Here is a 17,090-nt window from a genome sequence, read left to right as displayed (position 1 = left end):
CGCGCGCCAACCTGCTAGGCTCCCGTCGCGTGCAGAACCTCCGACTTCATTTCAGCAACCGCCCCGCGCCGGACCGTCCGCTGACTACCGGCGTGCACCGCATCGTGCGCGAGGCGGCCGGCACGATCGGGGTCGGCGACGCACTGCAGGGCGCGTTGCTCGCGCAGATCTGCGTGGACCGGCGCGGCCTGTGGTTGCAGGTCGCCAACGGCATGCGCGGCGTGCATATCAATGGCCGTCCGGTCAGGCGCATGGCGGTGCTGCGTCCCGGGGATGCGGTGTTCGTGGAAGGGGTGGAATTGCTGCTGCAGTCGGGTTACGCATCGGCGTCGGACCTGCGCGACAGCGATGCCGGCCAGGGCGACATGCGTGTGGTGCTGCGCGGCCTGGGCGGCAAGTACCACGGCAGGAGCGTGTCGCTGGAAGAACCGCGCGTGGTCGGGCGCGCCCGCGACGCGCACATCCGCATCGACGATCCTGCCTTCGCGGAGCGGCATGCCCGATTGGAACTGCGCGGTGAGCGTGTGCTGCTGCGCGACCTGGGCTCGTCCGAAGGCACGCGGGTCAACGGCGTGGCGGTGCGCGATGCGCTGCTCGTGGCGGGCGACCAGGTCGTCTTCGATGCCCAGCACCGCTTCGTGCTGGAGGTTCCGTGGGCGCCGAGCGCGAAGCTCGAGGATCCTGCCACCGTCGAAGATGCCGCCCACACGTCCGCCGAGCATGTGGTACCCGCAAAGCCCGCTTCCTCCGCGCTGCGCTGGCCCTGGCTGCTGCTCGCGGCCCTGCTGATGGCGGGTGCGCTCAGCGCACTGCTGCTGTTCGGCGCCGGCTGAGCGATTTCCAGACCCGCCAGCCGAGCAGGGCCGCCAGGATGGCCGCGTACAGCAGCGGCTCGCGGATATCGGACTTCACCAGCCACCAGAAGTGCAGCACGGCCAGCACGCCGATGGCGTAGACCAGCTTGTGCAACTGGCCCCAGCGGCGGCCGAGCCGGCGCATCCAGCCCTGCGTCGAAGTGATCGCCAACGGCACCAGCAGCAGCCAGGCCGTGAAACCCACGGTGATGTAGGGACGTTTGACGATCTCTTCGAAGATCTGCGTCCAGTAGCCGCGCAGGTCCAGGCCCAGGTACACGCCCAGGTGCAGCGTGGCGTAGAAGAACGCGTACAGGCCCAGCATGCGGCGGAAGCGCAACAGGACCGATTGGCCGGTCAGTTGCCGCAGCGGGGTGACGGCCAGCGCGATCATCAGGAAGCGCAGCGCCCACAGGCCTGTGCGGTGTTCGATTTCGGCGACCGGATCCGCACCTAGCGCGTCGCTGCCGGTCTGCCAGACGTCATGGAACTGCCAGGCGAGGATCGCGAGCGGTGTGAGCGCCAGCGCATGTACGGCCGCCTTGGCGGCGATCAGGCCGGCGGACGGCTTGCGTGCCGGTGCCATTCAGTACCACTTCTTCAGATCGAGTCCGGCATACATCGATGCCACCTGGTCGGCATAGCCGTTGAACATGCGGGTCGGGATGCGCTCGGCGAACAGCTTGCTCTGGGTGCCGGCGATGCGGCGTTCGGTCTTCTGGCTCCAGCGCGGATGATCGACGTTCGGATTGACGTTGGAGAAGAACCCGTACTCCGAGGGTTGCAGGTCGTGCCAGGCGGTCTCGGGCATCTTCTCGACGAACTTGATCTCGACGATCGACTTGATGCTCTTGAAGCCGTACTTCCACGGCACCACCAGCCGCAGCGGCGCGCCGTTCTGCTGGGGCAGCGGCTTCCCGTACAGGCCGGTGGCGAGCAGGGTCAGCGGATGCATGGCTTCGTCGATGCGCAGGCCTTCGCGGTACGGCCAGTTGATCGAGCCGTAGCGCACGCCCGGCATCTGCACGGGGTCGGCGAGGGTGGTGAAGGCGACGTACCTGGCCTTGGAGGTGGGTTGGAATTTCTTCAGCACCTCGCCCAGCGGCACGCCCAGCCACGGGATCACCATCGACCAGCCCTCCACGCAGCGCAGGCGGTAGATGCGTTCTTCGGGCGTCAGGCCCTTCACGAGGTCTTCCAGCGCGATTCTGCCGGGCTTGGCGCACTCGCCGCCGACCACCACGGACCACGGCGAGGTCTTCAGGGTCTTGCGCGCGTTGGAAGGATCTGCCTTGCCGGTGCCGAACTCGTAGAAGTTGTTGTAGCTGCTGACGTCCTCGAAACGGGTCAGCGTTTCGGTCGTGCGGAATCCCGAACGCGCCTGCTCGGGCGTCACGGTGATCTTCGGCGCCGGTGGCGGTTCTGCCTCGGCGCAGCCGGCCAGCGCCAGGGCCGGGGCCGCTGCCAGGGCTTGCAGCAGGCGACGGCGTTCCAGATAGACGCGCTCGTCGGTGATCTGGGCGGCGGGAATCCGCAGGGCATCGCGCAGGGACATGGGGGTATTCCTCTGGGGGCGGCACTTCGACCCGGCGGTGCTGGATTGGTTCACCGGTGGCGCTGTGCAGGGTAGTACGCAGCCGATGAAGAAAAGGATGCGGCCGGGCTGGTTGCCCCTGCAACTGATGCGCTGCGGCATACTAGGGATTCATTCTTCCGGGTGCCCCATGACGCGCGCGTTCAACTTCAGTGCCGGTCCCGCCACGCTGCCCGAATCGGTACTGCGGCAGGCCCAGGCCGAGATGCTCGACTGGAACGGCATCGGCGCGTCCATCGTGGAAATCAGCCACCGCAGCCAGGACTTCATCGCCGTGGCCGCGCAGGCCGAAGCCGACCTGCGCGCCCTGGTCGGCATCTCGGACGATTACGCGGTGCTGTTCCTGTCCGGCGGTGCGACCACCCACCAGGCGCTGCTGGCGCTGAACTTCGCCGCGCCCGGTCAGGTGGTCGATTACGTCGTCACCGGCCACTGGGGCAAGACCGCGATCAAGCAGGCCAGCCCCTACTGCACGGTCAACATCGCCGCCGACGGCGAGGCGGGTGGCTTCCACGACATCCCGGCACGCGATACCTGGCGGCTCACCCCCGATGCCGCCTACGTGCACATCACCGCCAACGAAACCATCCACGGCGTGGAGTTTCGCGGCGACACGCCGGACGTCGGCGGCGTGCCGCTGTTCGCCGACTTCAGCTCGTCGATTGCCTCCGAGCCGCTGGATGTGTCGAAGTACGGCGTCATCTATGCCGGTGCGCAGAAGAACCTAGGCCCCGTCGGCGTGGCGGTGGTCATCATCCGCAAGGACCTGTTCGAGCGCAGCGGCCAGCCGCGCGCCGACATCTTCGACTACCGCTCGCACGCCGCACGCGACTCCATGCTCAACACGCCACCGACCTGGAACTGGTACCTGGCCGGCCTGGTGTTCAAGTGGATGCTGGCCGAGGGTGGCGTGGCCGAGTTCGCCCGCCGCAATGCGGTGAAATCGTCGCTGGTCTACGGCGCCATCGATGCGTCGGGCGGCTTCTACCGGAACGAGGTGGCGCCGGCCGCGCGTTCGCGGATGAACATCCCGTTCTTTCTGCCGGACGACACGCTCAATGCGCGCTTCGTGGCCGAGTCCAAGGCCGCCGGGCTGCTGGCGCTGAAAGGCCACAAGGCGGTCGGCGGCATCCGTGCCTCGCTGTACAACGCGCTACCGGTGGAGGGCGCGCAGGCGCTGGTTGATTTCATGCGGGATTTCCAGCAACGCAATGGATAAGTAGCGCTGTTGTAGGAGCGACGTAAGTCGCGACCGCCAACTTTCCGGTCGCGACTTACGTCGCTCCTACAGAAGGCATCTTCAGGGAACACGAAACATGGCCTCCAAACCCACCAAGCCCACGAAAAAAGCTGCACCGGCGAAGGTCAAGAAAGTCGACGCCACCCCCGCACCAGCGCTGTCCGACGTACGCGCCAAGATCGACGGCATCGACCGCCAGATCCAGTCGCTGATCGCCGAGCGCGCGGGCTTCGCCCACCAGGTCGGCAAGGCCAAGGGCAAGCTCGCCGCGGCGGTCGATTACTACCGCCCCGAGCGCGAGGCGCAGGTGCTGCGCATGGTGGTGGACCGCAACGAAGGCCCGCTCAGCGACGAAGTGCTGGTGCATGTCTTCCGCGAGATCATGTCCGCCTGCCTGGCGCAGCAGGAGCCGCTGAAGATCGGCTACCTGGGTCCGGAAGGCACCTTCAGCCAGCAGGCTGTGCTCAAGCATTTCGGCCGCTCGGCGCATGGGCTGCCGCTGGCCAGCATCGAAGAGGTCTTCCAGGAAGTCGCCAGCGGCGCCGCCGATTTCGGCGTGGTGCCGGTGGAGAACTCGGGGCAGGGCACCATCCAGATCACGCTGGACATGTTCCTGACCTCGGACCTGAAGATCTGCGGCGAAGTCGAGCTGCGCGTGCACCAGTTCCTGATGTCGCGCACTGGCCGCATCGACGATATCGAGCGCATCTACGCGCACCCGCAGTCGTTCGCGCAGACCGCCGGCTGGCTGCGTGCCAACCTGCCGAAGGTCGAGAAGGTCCCGGTCTCCAGCAATGCCGAGGGCGCGCGCCGCGCGCGCGGCAACGACGACGCGGCCGCCATCGGTGGCGAGAGCGCGGCGCACGTGTACGGCCTGAAGAAGGTCGTCATGAGCCCGATCCAGGACGACAAGGACAACACCACGCGCTTCCTGGTGATCGGCCGCAGCATCTTCCCGCCGTCCGGCCACGACCGTACCTCCGTGCTGGTCTTCATCCACGACAAGCCCGGCGCGCTGTTCGACGTGCTCAGTCCGTTCGCGCGCCATGGCATCAGCATGAACAGGATCGAGTCGCGCCCGTCGCACCACGCCAAGTGGGAATACGGCTTCTTCATCGACCTGGCCGGCCATATCGACGACGAGGCGATGAAGCAGGCGCTGGCCGAACTGAAACAGCATTCCGCGCAGATCAAGGTGCTGGGCTCGTACCCGGTCGCCGTGCCGTAAGGCAGGTCCTTCCTCCGCTTGCGGGGGAAGGTGCCCGAAGGGCGGATGGGGCGAACCCGAAACGCCTGACCCCGCTCGCCCCCACCCCAACCCTCCCCCGCAAGCGGGGGAGGGGGCTGAACCCAGAGACACACGATGAGCAACACTCAAGACTGGATCGCCTCCGCCGGCCAACCGCTGCGCGGCACCCTCGACATCCCCGGCGACAAGTCGGTCTCGCACCGCGCAGTGATGTTCGCCGCGCTGGCGGACGGCACGTCGACGATCGACGGCTTCCTCGAAGGCGAGGACACCCGCGCCACCGCGGCGATCTTCTCGCGGCTGGGCGTGCGCATCGAAACGCCATCGCCGTCGCAGCGCATCGTGCACGGCGTCGGCGTGGACGGGTTGAAGGCCGCCGACGGTGAGCTGGACTGCGGCAACGCCGGCACCGGCATGCGCCTGCTCGCCGGTCTGCTGGCCGCGCAGCGCTTCGACAGCGTGCTGGTCGGCGATGCGTCGCTTTCCAAGCGTCCGATGCGCCGCGTCACCGGGCCGTTGTCGACCATGGGCGCGCGCATCGATACCGACGAAGGTGGCCTGCCGCCGCTGCGCATCCACGGCAACCAGCCGTTGACCGGCATCGACTACACGCTGGAAGTCGCCAGCGCGCAGGTGAAGTCGGCGGTGCTGCTGGCCGGCCTGTACGCCGACGGCGAGACCGTCGTGCGCGAGCCGCATCCGACCCGCGACTACACCGAGCGCATGCTCAAGGCGTTCGGCGTGGACATCGACTTCTCGCCCGGCTTCGCGCGCCTGCGTGGTGGCCAGCGCCTGAAGGCCACCGACATCGCGGTGCCGGCGGATTTCTCGTCGGCGGCGTTCTTCCTGGTCGCGGCCAGCATCATCCCGGGCTCGGAACTGCGCCTGCGTGCCGTCGGTCTGAATCCGCGCCGCACCGGCCTGCTGCAGGCGCTGCGCCTGATGGGCGCCGACATCACCGAGGAGAACGCCAGCGAGCATGGCGGCGAACCGGTCGCCGACCTGGTGGTGCGTCATGCACCGCTGCGCGGCATCGCCGTGCCCGAGGCGCTGGTGCCGGACATGATCGACGAGTTCCCGGCGCTGTTCGTCGCTGCGGCGGCGGCGCAAGGTCCCACCGTCGTCAGTGGTGCAGCCGAGCTAAGGGTGAAGGAATCCGACCGCCTCGCTGCCATGGCCAATGGCCTGCGCACGCTGGGGTTGCGCGTGGATGAAACGCCGGATGGCGCCACGATCTTCCCCGGCGAGCTGCAGGGTGGGGCGGTGGACAGCCACGGCGACCATCGCATCGCGATGGCGTTCTCGATCGCCGGTCAGCTGGCGAAGGGCGAGGTGCGTGTCGGCGACGTGGCGAATGTGGCGACGTCGTTCCCGAACTACGACGGGCTGGCGACCGGGGCGGGGTTCGCGCTGCGCAAGGCCTAGTGGGCTGTTGCCTTCTGTAGGAGCGACGTAAGTCGCGACCGCGCGCCTGCAGCCCCCATGCAAGCCCCTGCGCCAGTATTGCCGGAGCGGAAGCGTTCCTCTGGTGTCACTACTCTGGCGCCGATCATTCGCGGTCGCGACTTACGTCGCTCCTACAATAAGCAAAGAACGGCGCGCACAGAAAAGGGGCGCCTTGCCCGCGCCCCTTTTCCTTATCCTCGTCGGTGATGCGTGAAGCGGTTAGATCGGCTTGAAGTCGACCGGGACCTTCACGCTGGTGGCGATGGCCTTGCCATTACGCATGGCCGGCTCGAAGCGCCACTGCTTCACGGCGCTCAGGGCCGCACGGTCGAGGTCACGCTCGCCGCTGCGCTCGACCACGCTGACGTTGACCGGATTGCCCTGCGCATCCACCTCGGCCAGCACCACGACGGTGCCGCCGACGCCGGCACGCAGCATCGAAGCGGGATACTTCGGCTCGGCGTTGCCGGCCAGCGGGCGGGCATCGCGGCTGATCGGGGCCGGGCGGTTGGCGGCGGCACGCTCGGCGCGCGCCTTCTCGGCGCTGGCCGTCGCACGCTCGTTGGCAGGCGTGGTGGCGGCCGGATCGTCGATCACGTTGCCAGGCACGGTCGCGACCGAGGCGCCGGTAGGCGCACGCGACTGGCTCCACCAGATCAGGCCGCCGGCGGTCACCGCGAAGGCGAGCAACAGCAGCAGGACGGGCGAGGTGGTGCGGCGCGGTTCGACCGTGGTGTCTTCGATCGTATCGGTGGCGCGGTATTCGTTGTTGGTGGGCATCGACATGTGAACCTCCGTTTCGCGTTGTGGGTTCCGCGTTGGAACGGTGCCGAGTCTTTGCGCGACGATGTTTGCGATGCGTGATTGAGCGATGAAGCGGGCGGGATTGAGTTCAGGTAGAGAAACAAGCGTTCAGCAACGCAGTCGTCACGTCAAAGGACTTGCAGGCAAGTGTCGCCAAGTCGAAAGTAGAAGACGCGTTGCTTGCGCACCATGGTGTCCTGCGCGCGTGGAACCAGTACGTCGCAGCCACGCACCTTGTCGGGTGCCAGTTCGAGCACGACGGATCCTGCGGGATTTCGAAGGATGTAGCTCTCTCCGATTCTTTCCCATGTGCCGACACTCGGTCGTTCGTCGCAGACATCGCATTCTGTCGTCATCGAATAGTGCCCTGAGTCCGATAGCAGGATCTTGTGCAGGTAGCCCGGCCGACCCTGCATCAGCACGACGCCTGCCTCCTCGCTGATCGTTGTCGCTGGAGTCTTCATTGAATGCTGCCAAGCGACCAGTGACAGGCTGGCCGCAGCAACGATCAGAAGAAGCGCGCAGATCAGCTTCCAGCGCCGCTGCATGGCGTAACGATCACCGCATCTTGAAATCGATCGGCACTGTCACCGCGCCGGGCACCGGCTGCCCATCGCGCTGCGCCGGCTGGAAGCGCCACTGGCGCACCGCGGTGAGTGCGGCGCGATCCAGATCGCGCGAGCCGCTGCGCTCGGCGACCTCGACCGAGGTCGGGATGCCATCGGCGCCCACTTCGACGCGGACCATGACCGTGCCCTGGTCGCCGTTGCGCATCGCCGACGACGGATACTCCGGGGCCGGGGTCTGGCCGGGAATCGGTACCGGCACCTCGCCGGGGGCGAGGGCGACCGGCGCGGCCGGGGCCGTAGCGTCGCTGGGCGTGGCCGGCAGCGGGGTCTCGGAGACCGGGGCCGGCATCGGCGCTTCTTCCACCAACTGCGGACGCTCTTCCGCGGCCGGCCGCGGTGCCGGCTCTTCCATGCCGCTGGCGCCGGCGCCGTTGGCCAGCGGCTCCGGCAGCACTTCGATCGGCAGCGGCTTGCCCGGCGTGGTGGCCTCCGGGGTATAGAAGCCGTCGTCGCGGCCGGCCCACCAGACGATCACGAACAGCAGCAGGCCGATGCCGAAGGCGATGCCGGCGTTGCGCAGGGCAGTGCGGGGCAGGCGGAAGGTGAAGTGAGGGTCGTGCGGTTGCTGGGCCGACATGGGAGTCACCGGAAAAGTCGCGCCGATTCTTGCACAGCCGCGGTTAACCGCGCGGGCAGGCGGTCGCAGATGGGCGATAATGCCGGCTTCCCACGCCAGACAGCTGTTTCCATGCTCGATCCCGCCCTGCTCCGCACCCAGCCCGCCGAACTCGCCCAGCGCCTCAAGGAGACCCGCGGTTTCGACCTGGACGTGTCCCGCATCGCCGACCTGGAAGCCTCGCGCAAGCAGATCCAGAAGCGGACCGAGGAGCTGCAGAACCTGCGCAACACCCGCTCCAAGGCCATCGGCCAGGCCAAGGCCAAGGGCGAGGACGTAGCCGCGCTGATGGCGGAAGTGGCCGGCTTCGGCGACGAGCTGAAGGCCTCGGAAGTGAAGCTGGACGAGATCCGCAGCGAGATCGAGGCCATCGCGCTGGGCATTCCCAACCTGCCGCACACCAGCGTGCCGGTTGGCAGCGACGAGGCTGGCAACGTCGAACAGCACCGCTGGGGTACGCCGCGCACGTTCGAGTTCGACGTCAAGGACCATGTGGAACTCGGTGCCCGCCACGGCTGGCTGGATGCCGACACGGCCGCCAAGCTGTCCGGCGCGCGCTTCACCGTGCTGCGCGGCCAGCTGGCGCGCCTGCACCGGGCGCTGGCGCAGTTCATGCTCGACCTGCACACGAACGAGCACGGCTACGAAGAAACCAGCGTGCCGGTGATCGTCAACGCCGACTCGATGCGCGGCACCGGCCAGCTGCCGAAGTTCGAGGAAGACCTGTTCGCCACCCAGCTTGGCGAACACAAGCGCTACCTGATCCCGACCTCGGAAGTGCCGCTGACCAACATCGTCCGCGACGAGATCCTCGACGATGCCCGCCTGCCGCTGCGCATGACAGCGCACTCGATGTGCTTCCGCTCGGAAGCCGGCAGCGGCGGCCGCGACGTGCGCGGCATGATCCGCCAGCACCAGTTCGAGAAGGTGGAGCTGGTCTCCATCGCGCGCCCGTCGGAGAGCTACGACGAGCAGGAGCGCATGACCCGCGCCGCCGAGACCGTGCTGGAGAAGCTGGGCCTGCCGTACCGCCGCATGCTGCTGTGCACCGGTGACATGGGCTTCGGCGCCACCAAGACCTACGACCTGGAAGTCTGGCTGCCGTCGCAGGCCATGTACCGCGAAATCTCCTCGTGCTCGAACTGCGAGGACTTCCAGGCCCGCCGCATGCAGGCGCGCTGGCGCAATCCCGCCACCGGCAAGCCCGAGCCTGTGCACACGCTCAACGGCTCCGGCACCGCCGTCGGCCGCGCGCTGATCGCGGTGATGGAGAACTACCAGAACGCCGACGGCTCGATCACCGTGCCCGAGGTGCTGCGCCCGTACATGGGCGGCGCCGAGCAGATCGCCTGAGTCCTTCTCCCCGCACGCGGGGAAGGCGGCAAACATTCCTTCTCCCCGCAAGCGGGGAGAAGGTGCCCGAAGGGCGGATGAGGGGCAGCTGTTGGCGCAGAAGCCTCCGTCTTGCAGCCTGCGGCTGATCGAACGTTGGATGTCACCGCGAGCCACCGGCACGCTGCCTTCGCTCGCCCCTCACCCGCCTTCGGCACCCTCTCCCCGCTTCGCAAGGAGAGGGGAGTTTCAGACCTTCTTAGCGCGCCCCTTCGTCGCCTTCGCCACCTTGGCCCGCACCAGCGGCCGGCCGAGATCGCGCAGCGCGTCTTTGCCGATCCAGCGTCGCGTCGCGTCGTCGGACGCCGCCAACCGTTTCGCAAGCGCCGTCGCTTCGGCATGCAGTACCGCATTGCGATGGCCGATGGCCCGCAACGCCCAGCTCACGCCCTTGCTGACGAAGTTACGCGCATCGTCCGCGGCGGCATCGACCAGCGCGAGGCCGTCCAGGAAAGGCGCATCAGCGGTGCTGCGATCGTGCACCGCCAGCCCGGCGAGCAGGGCGAACGCCGCGCGTTTCTCGAACTCGTTCCGCTTGCGTGCCCAGGCGGACACCCGCGACCACGCCTGCGGGCTGCGGTCGAACAAATGCAGGCAGAGCGTGTCGCAGACCGCCCAGTTGTCGAACTGACGACACCAGCGGTCCATCTGCGTGACCGTCAGTTGCGCCGGATCGGCGATGAAGGCGACCAGCAGGCGGGCTTCGTAGATGCCGCTGTCCCACAGCGGTTGCGCCAGCGCGTGCTGGCGGCCGATGCGCTTGCCCAGCGCCTGGATGTCGCGCATCGGCACGCCCAGCGCATGCGTATCGGAAATCCCGTAACGCGCCAGCCCGGCGCGATGTATCGGGCTGGAGGTGGCTTTCAGCAGGGCGATCGCCTGTACGGCGTCGATCTGTTCCGGGGCGGACTTCCGGGCGGGCATCGGCGGGTCGCGGGGACGGGAGCCGGCAGCATACCGGTCCCGTCCCGCGATCCAGATGCCGGTCCGGCTGCCTCGTGCATGCACGTGGGCGGTCGCGCTTTTTACCCGCCCCAAAGAAAACGGCCCGCTTACGCGGGCCGAACGGAGAGGAGTGCGGTTTAGGGATAACTCAGGCGGCCTGGCGCAGCGGGGTAGGAATGCTGGCCAGCGCGGCTTCGATGGCCTGCGCCTTGTGCTCGGGCGAGTAAGCCACGCGCTCGGCGCGGATGAACTCGACGTCGGTGATGCCGAGGAAGGCGAAGACCTGCTTGATGTACGGCGCCACGAAGTCGATCGCGGTGCCGGCGTATTCGCCGCCACTGGCCTCGGCCACGATGACCTTCTTGCCGCCGACCAGGCCCACCGGGCCGTTCTCGGTGTACTTGAAGGTGCGGCCGGCCACGGCCACGCGGTCGATCCAGGCTTTCAGCGTGGACGGCACGCCGAAGTTGTAGCGGGGCACGCCCAGCACGATGACGTCGGCGGCCAGGAATTGCTGCATGGCGGCCTCGCTGGCTTGTGCGGCGGCGGCATCGCCCCCACCCAGTACGGCATTGGTCAGGTGGGCCAGCGGGTCGGCGTCGAGGTCGCGGTAGGTGACCTCCAGCCCGGGCACGCTGTCCTGCCAACGGGCTACGATGGCGGCGGTCAGTTGTCGGCTGACGGAGTTGGCGGCCAGCGCGCTGCTGTCGATGTGCAATAGTTTCACGGTGGTTCTCCAGTCGGATGCGGCCAGTGCCGCCTTGGAGATCACTGTAGGTCGTTGCATTAATGGGATAAACGTGGTCTAACGTCACTGATTGTTCTAAAGGCGGAATTATAGTCATGCAGCACGACCTCAACGACCTCTATTACTTCGCCATGGTGGTGGACCACGGTGGCTTCGCCGCAGCCGAGCGTGCACTGGGCATTCCCAAGTCCCGCCTGAGCCGGCGCATCAGCCAGCTGGAAACCGACCTGGGCGTGCGCCTGCTGCAGCGCTCGACGCGCCGCTTCGCGGTGACCGACGTCGGCACCAGCGTGCACCGCCACGCACAGACGATGCTGGCCGAAGCGCAGGCGGCGCGCGAAGTGGTCGATCGCCTGAGCGCAGAGCCGCGCGGCGTGGTGCGGGTCAGCGTGCCGGTGGCGGTGGCGCAGATGCAGTTGCCGAAGATCCTGCCGGCCTTCCTCGACAAGTACCCGAAGGTGCGGCTGCAGCTGCACGTCAACAACCGCCGGGTCGACATCATCAACGAAGGCTACGACGTGGCGCTGCGCGTGCGCGCCAAGCTCGACGACGACGGCAGCCTGGTGATGCGCAGCTTCGGCCAGATCCAGGAGTTGCTGGTCGCCAGCCCGAAGTACCTCAACCGCGCCGGCCGCCCGAAGGTGCCGGAAGACCTGGCCGAGCACGTCACGCTGAGCATCAGCGAGGACGAGGCGCGCCAGCGTTGGGAGCTGCATGGTCCGAATGGCGAGGTGCGCCGGATCGAACTGAATCCGCGCCTGGCCGGCTTCGATTTCCCGTTGCTGCAGTCGATGGCAAAGGACGGCTACGGCATCACGCTGCTGCCGGAGACGGTGTGTGCGGAGGCGGTGCGCAAGGGCGAGCTGGAGGTGGTGCTGCCGGAATGGAGCCTGCCGCAGGGCATCTGCCATGCGGTGTTCGCGTCGCGCCGGGGGCTGTTGCCGGCGGTGCGGGTGTTCATCGATTTCCTGGCCGAGCATCTGCCGCAGCAGATCGAGTCGTCGCGTCTGGATTGCGGTGGCAAGTGCGCCGAGGAGAAGGAAAAGGCCATCGCGATGGCCATCGATAACACCAAGGCCACCAAGGTGAAGAAGGCCTCGTAAGCCACGGCGGCGGGGTTCGTGCGAAAATGCGCCACGGCCTGCAAGGGGCCGGGCGCGCCGCCGGGGTAGGGCGGCGATGCACCGCGACGGGGTCGCGGACAGTTCCAGAAAACGGAGAGATGGCCGAGCGGTTTAAGGCAGCAGTCTTGAAAACTGCCGTAGGTGTAAGCCTACCGTGGGTTCGAATCCCACTCTCTCCGCCATTTAAATCAACAAGACATTGATTTTAAAAGATAATTTAATAGCCTCTTTCCTTGACCCATGCGTCTACCCATATGCGGGAGCGTGACGCTGTTGTTGTTCAACCTGAATGAGGTTTAGCCTTGTCTGGCGGCGAGGGGTTGTCGCAAGGGACTGAATAACCGCCGGGGGGCATATGGCTGACGCATCGCAGTTGGAACCGAAACTTAGCCGTTTCGGCGCAGTGGACAAGCGGTTGCTAATTCAACGAACAGAGTGGGGCAGCATAGATTTCAGTGCAGCAGCGGGCGACGTAGATTCGATTTACGAGATTGTTTCCATACTGCGCGATCTGCCGCTGTCGCGACTCCCATCCAATGCGATAACTGACATTGCAAATGTGCTTGACCAGGTATGGGTATGGATCGAGCGGAACAACAATTTTTCCCTTGGTGAGGGAAGCCCCGCAGACGCGCGAAACAACATCGTCAACAATCTCGCCGCCGTTCAGCAGCAGCTTTACGTCACCACACACCAATGGATCCCTTTCCTTGCTTACCTGAAGGGCGACATTCCCGCGCAGTTGGGTCAAATCACCACCTCTGTTTCGCAAGCGGGACAAGCGAAAGGAGATTTTGATAAGTACCTGACGGATCAAAGGGGTGAGCTTGATCGGATAATTCAAGCGACGCGAGAAGCGTCCGCTGAGGCCGGCGTAGGTCAGTTCACGCAAGATTTCGCGAATGAAGCGGAGTCGCGCGAGACGGACGCGGGAACTTGGTTGACACGATCCACCTGGGCTGCCGTAACTACGCTAGTCGCGGCCACCGCATTCTTTCTGTTTCGCCCCGATTTGAATGGGGCTGCGCTCGTTCAATACACGACTTCAAAGCTGGTGATCCTAGCGATGCTCATTGCGATCACCGCCTGGTGCGCGGGAAACTACAAAGCAAACAAACATCAGGCTGCCGTCAGTAGGCATAAAGCTCACGCACTGAAGACATTCCAAGCCTTTGTTCAAGCGAGCGATAATCCTGCGATCAAGGATGCCGTCCTCTTGGAAACGACACGCTCCATCTTTACGCACGCTCAAACAGGATTTTTGAAAGGCGAAGCTTCTTCGGAAGGGCCCTCTCGCATCTTAGAAGTTATCAAGCCTAGTGCCGAATGAAGAAATGGGCCTGCGTCTTCACGCAGGCCCATTCGTTACGCATCGAATTTGCTATCGGGAACACCATCAAAGCCCGCTGCGCGCCATGCCGCCATTCTCGCTAGTTTTCCAGCAAGATCGCGCGGCACCATCTGTACCAAGCGTTCGAGGTCCGGAAAGTAGTTCGGTATGACGGCGACGGCGTCGGTGGCCTCCTGAGTCCTGCTATCGACGATGGCTAGCGTTTCGCTGTCGACTATCGCGTTGTATCGCATGAAATCCCTGCTGTTTAGTGCGCACCCCTGCGGCGCGGTGAAAGCATCCGTCATCACAGCGCCGCAGGGAAATCGTTTGTCTGGATCATGGACAGCGGATAATTGAGGGCGTCAATCATCCTGTTTTTGTGTCGCTTTCTGTCCCTGTCATCCTGCACCGTCGACTAAACGACCGCGCTGGTTGATCGCGTCTTGTCGACGGCGCTCGGCTTCGAACCGGCGTGCAAGGTCTTCGCCGGACTCGCCGGGCTGCTGCGTGATGTTGTAATGGTGCTGGGATTGATCGGTCACGGTCACGGTCGGGCGCGCGGGATTCGCGGCGGCAGCGATCGGGGGCGCGGTACGGCCGCGCACAGGCGCAACGTTGACGGCCGGGGCAGCCTTGCCAGGCTCGCCGGGCTTGCCGGGCACGCCAGGGGCGGGCGCGGCGGCCTGCTTCGCAGCCGCGCCGGGAAGGCCGGGGGCGCCAGACTTTCCAGGTAGACCAGGAACTCCGGGAATACCAGGCTTCGCAGCCGCACCCGGTAGGCCAGGCTTGCCAGGTTCACCGGGGGCGGCGGGCTTCGCGGCCGCGCCGGGAAGGCCGGGGGCACCAGCCTTGCCGGGCATGCCGGGGGCGCCGGCCACGACGGTGACGGAAGGCGCGGAAGATGCGCGGGGAGCGGCGGAAGGGCCTGCGGTTGCGGGGGCGACCGTGGTAGCGGGAGGCGCGACCGAATCGCCGACCAGGCCGACAGCATTCGCCACGCCCGAAATTGCGCCACCGACCAGCGTCGACGCCATCAAGACCGGGCGAATCCGCTTCATGATCCAGTCGACAGCGGACCCGACGATTCCCTTCACCCGATCCCATGCGGAACTGAATGCGCCAACGATCGCACCAGTAGCGGTTCCGATCGCACTGCCGATACTCACGGCAACGCGCACGACCTGCGTCAGCACGCGAATCGCGCCCACCGCTGCGCCTGAAATGGCGTGACCGAACACCCGGCCGGCGTTCGTCGCTGCGGACAGCTCGCCCGACGTCATGTTCACGGGTTCCAGCAGCTTGACGATCCAGTTCCACGCCTTGCCGATGGACACCGACATGGCATCCCATACGGGCTTCAGCGGCGCGATCGCCGCGCCCAGCTCAGACAGGACGGGCGCCATCGCTTCGCGAACGCCGTCGAACATGCCCGACATGAACGCCTTGATCGGCTGCCAGTATTTGCGCACCACCAGAGCGCCAGCAGTCAACGCGCCAATCGCGAGGGTTACTGGCCCACCACTGATCGCCGCAATAGCTCCGCCAACCAGCCGCAAGGCGCCGGCTGCTCGCATCGCGGCAGGGCCGAACCGACCCATCGCCGCAAGGGCGCCGGTAGCGCGGAAACGCGCAATGAAACCCATGACCGACAGGACCGGCCCCTTCACCGCTGTCCAGGCGTAGGCGACGCCAGTTGTGACCACGCGCAGGCCCGACAGCGCCAGCGCGGAACCGACGATCCCCCTAATGAGTCCAGGATTCGCCCGCGACCAATCTGCGAAGCCTTCGATCATCGGCGCCGCAGCCTCCATCAGGCGTGAGATCGACGGAACGAGAGCGTTGCCAATCACGACTGACACTTCGCGCAACCGATTCTTCGTGATCTGCCATTGGGCAGCGGTCGTTCCCAGGCGCGCGGCAAACTCGCGCGACATGCTGCCGTTCGCCTGTTCGCCGTTCACAAGCTGAAGCTGTCGGCGGTACTCGTTCGCGCCGGTCGCGAGCTTCGCGACGTCGTCGCCATACTCGGCGCCGAATATGCGGGTCGCCGCAACCATGCGCTGTTCGTCATTGAGCGCGTTCAACGTGTCCAGCAGGCGCAGGATCGTTCCCGTCGCGTCCTTCGCCATGTCCGATTGAAGCCGCTTGGGATCAAGGCCGATAGAGGACATGCCGACTTGAACGCGCTTCGACTGCGCAGTCGCGGCGCCGAGAATCCGCATCATCGCGTTCGACGCGGTGCCGGCGACTTCCGCAGAGCTGCCTAGCGTCAGGAACGTAGAACCCAGGGCGGCCGCCTCGCGGGCTGGCATCTTCAGCGCTTGCGCCATGCCGCCGGTTCGACGAAGGACGTCGATGATTTCCGAGCCGGTTGCCTGGGACCTGTCGTCCAGGAAATTGATTGCGTCGGCTAGCTCGCCGATGCGGGGAATCGGGATATGGAACAGGCCCGCGATCTTGCCCATGTCGTCGGCGAGCTGGCCCGCCGGCAATTCGAAGGCATCGGCCATCATCGCGGCGGTTCGCGTGAACTCGACCACTTCATCGCTCGCGACGCCCATGCGCAAGCCGGCGGCGACCATATCCGCAAGCTCATTCGTCGCCAACGGGATTTCGCGCCCGAGCTGCTGCACCTGGCGGGACATGCTGAAGAAAACCGGCGTCAGGTTGCCGGCTTCGTCGCGCGCGCCTTCCAGTTGCTTCGCAACGCCGAGCATCGCGGTTTCGAAGTTGACCGCGCTTCGCACTGGCGCCAGGGTTGCGGCTGCGACAACGCCGAACGTCGCTGCGGCGGAACCCAGCTCGCCGCGCAGATGGCGGCGGCGATCGTTGTTCGCGTCGATGCGCTCTTGCACGCTCGCAAGCCGCGACTGTGCTGCGCGCAGCTTGTCCGTCTCACGGGTAAGGCTCGCGTACTCCTGCCGCATGCGGCCGACGTCCTTACCCATGCGGCCAAACTCGCCGATGCTGCGCGACATCAAACGCTGACGGCGCTCCACGTCGGCAATTGCCTCGCCGATGGCCTTCAGGCCCGACTTCGTCGACGACAGTGCGGAGCGGAATGAACCACTGATCGCGCCACCGATGACGATAGATGTTTTAAGAGTTCTTGACAT

At 66.1% G+C, this 17,090-nt stretch carries 16 protein-coding genes and 1 tRNA gene; 8 read left to right on the top strand and 9 right to left on the bottom strand.

The genetic code is table 11. From position 1 onward, the window contains the following. Positions 1-29: 29 nt before the first annotated feature. Positions 30-833, top strand: coding sequence for an FHA domain-containing protein (locus tag ACSQ1W_RS09445; RefSeq protein ID WP_436043085.1), 804 nt, complete (start codon positions 30-32; stop codon positions 831-833). Here the strand turns inward: ACSQ1W_RS09445 and msrQ are convergent. Beyond that, positions 802-1,440 carry a protein-methionine-sulfoxide reductase heme-binding subunit MsrQ gene (gene msrQ / locus ACSQ1W_RS09440; protein ID WP_436043083.1) on the bottom strand — a complete coding sequence of 213 codons (639 nt, stop codon included), beginning with the start codon at positions 1,438-1,440 and terminating at the stop codon, positions 802-804. The two genes, ACSQ1W_RS09445 and msrQ, sit on opposite strands and share 32 nt — an antisense overlap. Further along, a complete protein-coding gene (msrP, locus tag ACSQ1W_RS09435) occupies positions 1,441-2,409 on the bottom strand; it encodes a protein-methionine-sulfoxide reductase catalytic subunit MsrP (protein WP_436043082.1) in 969 nt (322 codons plus the stop codon). A gap of 169 nt (positions 2,410-2,578) precedes the next feature. Between msrP and serC the strand changes: the two genes are divergently transcribed. The 3 genes from serC (at position 2,579) to aroA (ending at position 6,362) form a co-directional block, all read left to right on the top strand. Continuing rightward, positions 2,579-3,667 (top strand): phosphoserine transaminase, encoded by a 1,089-nt coding sequence (gene serC, locus ACSQ1W_RS09430; RefSeq protein ID WP_436043080.1) that lies wholly within the window; start codon positions 2,579-2,581, stop codon positions 3,665-3,667. 97 nt (positions 3,668-3,764) lie between these two features. Further along, positions 3,765-4,916 carry a prephenate dehydratase gene (gene pheA / locus ACSQ1W_RS09425; RefSeq protein ID WP_436043078.1) on the top strand — a complete coding sequence of 384 codons (1,152 nt, stop codon included), beginning with the start codon at positions 3,765-3,767 and terminating at the stop codon, positions 4,914-4,916. Between the two features lie 135 nt (positions 4,917-5,051). Then, a complete protein-coding gene (gene aroA / locus ACSQ1W_RS09420) occupies positions 5,052-6,362 on the top strand; it encodes a 3-phosphoshikimate 1-carboxyvinyltransferase (protein ID WP_436043076.1) in 1,311 nt (436 codons plus the stop codon). Positions 6,363-6,602: 240 nt separating this feature from the next. On the opposite strand, the gene ACSQ1W_RS09415 is transcribed toward aroA, so the two are convergent. The 3 genes from ACSQ1W_RS09415 to ACSQ1W_RS09405 form a co-directional block, all read right to left on the bottom strand. Beyond that, entirely contained in the window at positions 6,603-7,169 is a 567-nt protein-coding gene (locus ACSQ1W_RS09415; protein ID WP_436043075.1) for an energy transducer TonB, read from the bottom strand. Between the two features lie 146 nt (positions 7,170-7,315). Continuing rightward, a complete protein-coding gene (locus ACSQ1W_RS09410) occupies positions 7,316-7,735 on the bottom strand; it encodes a hypothetical protein (protein WP_436043073.1) in 420 nt (139 codons plus the stop codon). Positions 7,736-7,745: 10 nt separating this feature from the next. Next, entirely contained in the window at positions 7,746-8,393 is a 648-nt protein-coding gene (locus ACSQ1W_RS09405; RefSeq protein ID WP_192267887.1) for an energy transducer TonB, read from the bottom strand. Between the two features lie 111 nt (positions 8,394-8,504). Between ACSQ1W_RS09405 and serS the strand changes: the two genes are divergently transcribed. Continuing rightward, positions 8,505-9,785, top strand: a complete 1,281-nt coding sequence (serS, locus tag ACSQ1W_RS09400) for a serine--tRNA ligase (protein WP_436043072.1) — start codon at positions 8,505-8,507, stop codon at positions 9,783-9,785. Between the two features lie 228 nt (positions 9,786-10,013). On the opposite strand, the gene ACSQ1W_RS09395 is transcribed toward serS, so the two are convergent. Beyond that, entirely contained in the window at positions 10,014-10,748 is a 735-nt protein-coding gene (locus ACSQ1W_RS09395) for a DNA alkylation repair protein (protein WP_436043071.1), read from the bottom strand. Positions 10,749-10,917: 169 nt separating this feature from the next. Continuing rightward, on the bottom strand, positions 10,918-11,496 hold the full coding sequence (locus ACSQ1W_RS09390) for an NAD(P)H-dependent oxidoreductase (RefSeq protein WP_192267891.1): 579 nt from the start codon (positions 11,494-11,496) through the stop codon (positions 10,918-10,920). A 116-nt stretch (positions 11,497-11,612) separates the two neighbouring features. Between ACSQ1W_RS09390 and ACSQ1W_RS09385 the strand changes: the two genes are divergently transcribed. From ACSQ1W_RS09385 to ACSQ1W_RS09375, 3 genes are all read left to right on the top strand, one after another. After that, positions 11,613-12,620 (top strand): LysR family transcriptional regulator, encoded by a 1,008-nt coding sequence (locus tag ACSQ1W_RS09385; RefSeq protein ID WP_436043070.1) that lies wholly within the window; start codon positions 11,613-11,615, stop codon positions 12,618-12,620. 113 nt (positions 12,621-12,733) lie between these two features. Then, positions 12,734-12,823 (top strand) — tRNA-Ser (locus tag ACSQ1W_RS09380). Positions 12,824-12,996: 173 nt separating this feature from the next. After that, positions 12,997-13,971, top strand: a complete 975-nt coding sequence (locus tag ACSQ1W_RS09375) for a hypothetical protein (protein WP_436043069.1) — start codon at positions 12,997-12,999, stop codon at positions 13,969-13,971. Positions 13,972-14,006: 35 nt separating this feature from the next. On the opposite strand, the gene ACSQ1W_RS09370 is transcribed toward ACSQ1W_RS09375, so the two are convergent. Beyond that, positions 14,007-14,279, bottom strand: coding sequence for a hypothetical protein (locus ACSQ1W_RS09370; protein ID WP_436043068.1), 273 nt, complete (start codon positions 14,277-14,279; stop codon positions 14,007-14,009). A gap of 93 nt (positions 14,280-14,372) precedes the next feature. Next, on the bottom strand, positions 14,373-17,090 hold the full coding sequence (locus tag ACSQ1W_RS09365) for a phage tail tape measure protein (RefSeq protein ID WP_436043067.1): 2,718 nt from the start codon (positions 17,088-17,090) through the stop codon (positions 14,373-14,375).

Source organism: Pseudoxanthomonas sp. LjRoot143, from assembly GCF_964252945.1.
Lineage (GTDB): Bacteria > Pseudomonadota > Gammaproteobacteria > Xanthomonadales > Xanthomonadaceae > Pseudoxanthomonas_A.
This window is presented reverse-complemented; position numbering and strand designations above follow the sequence as displayed.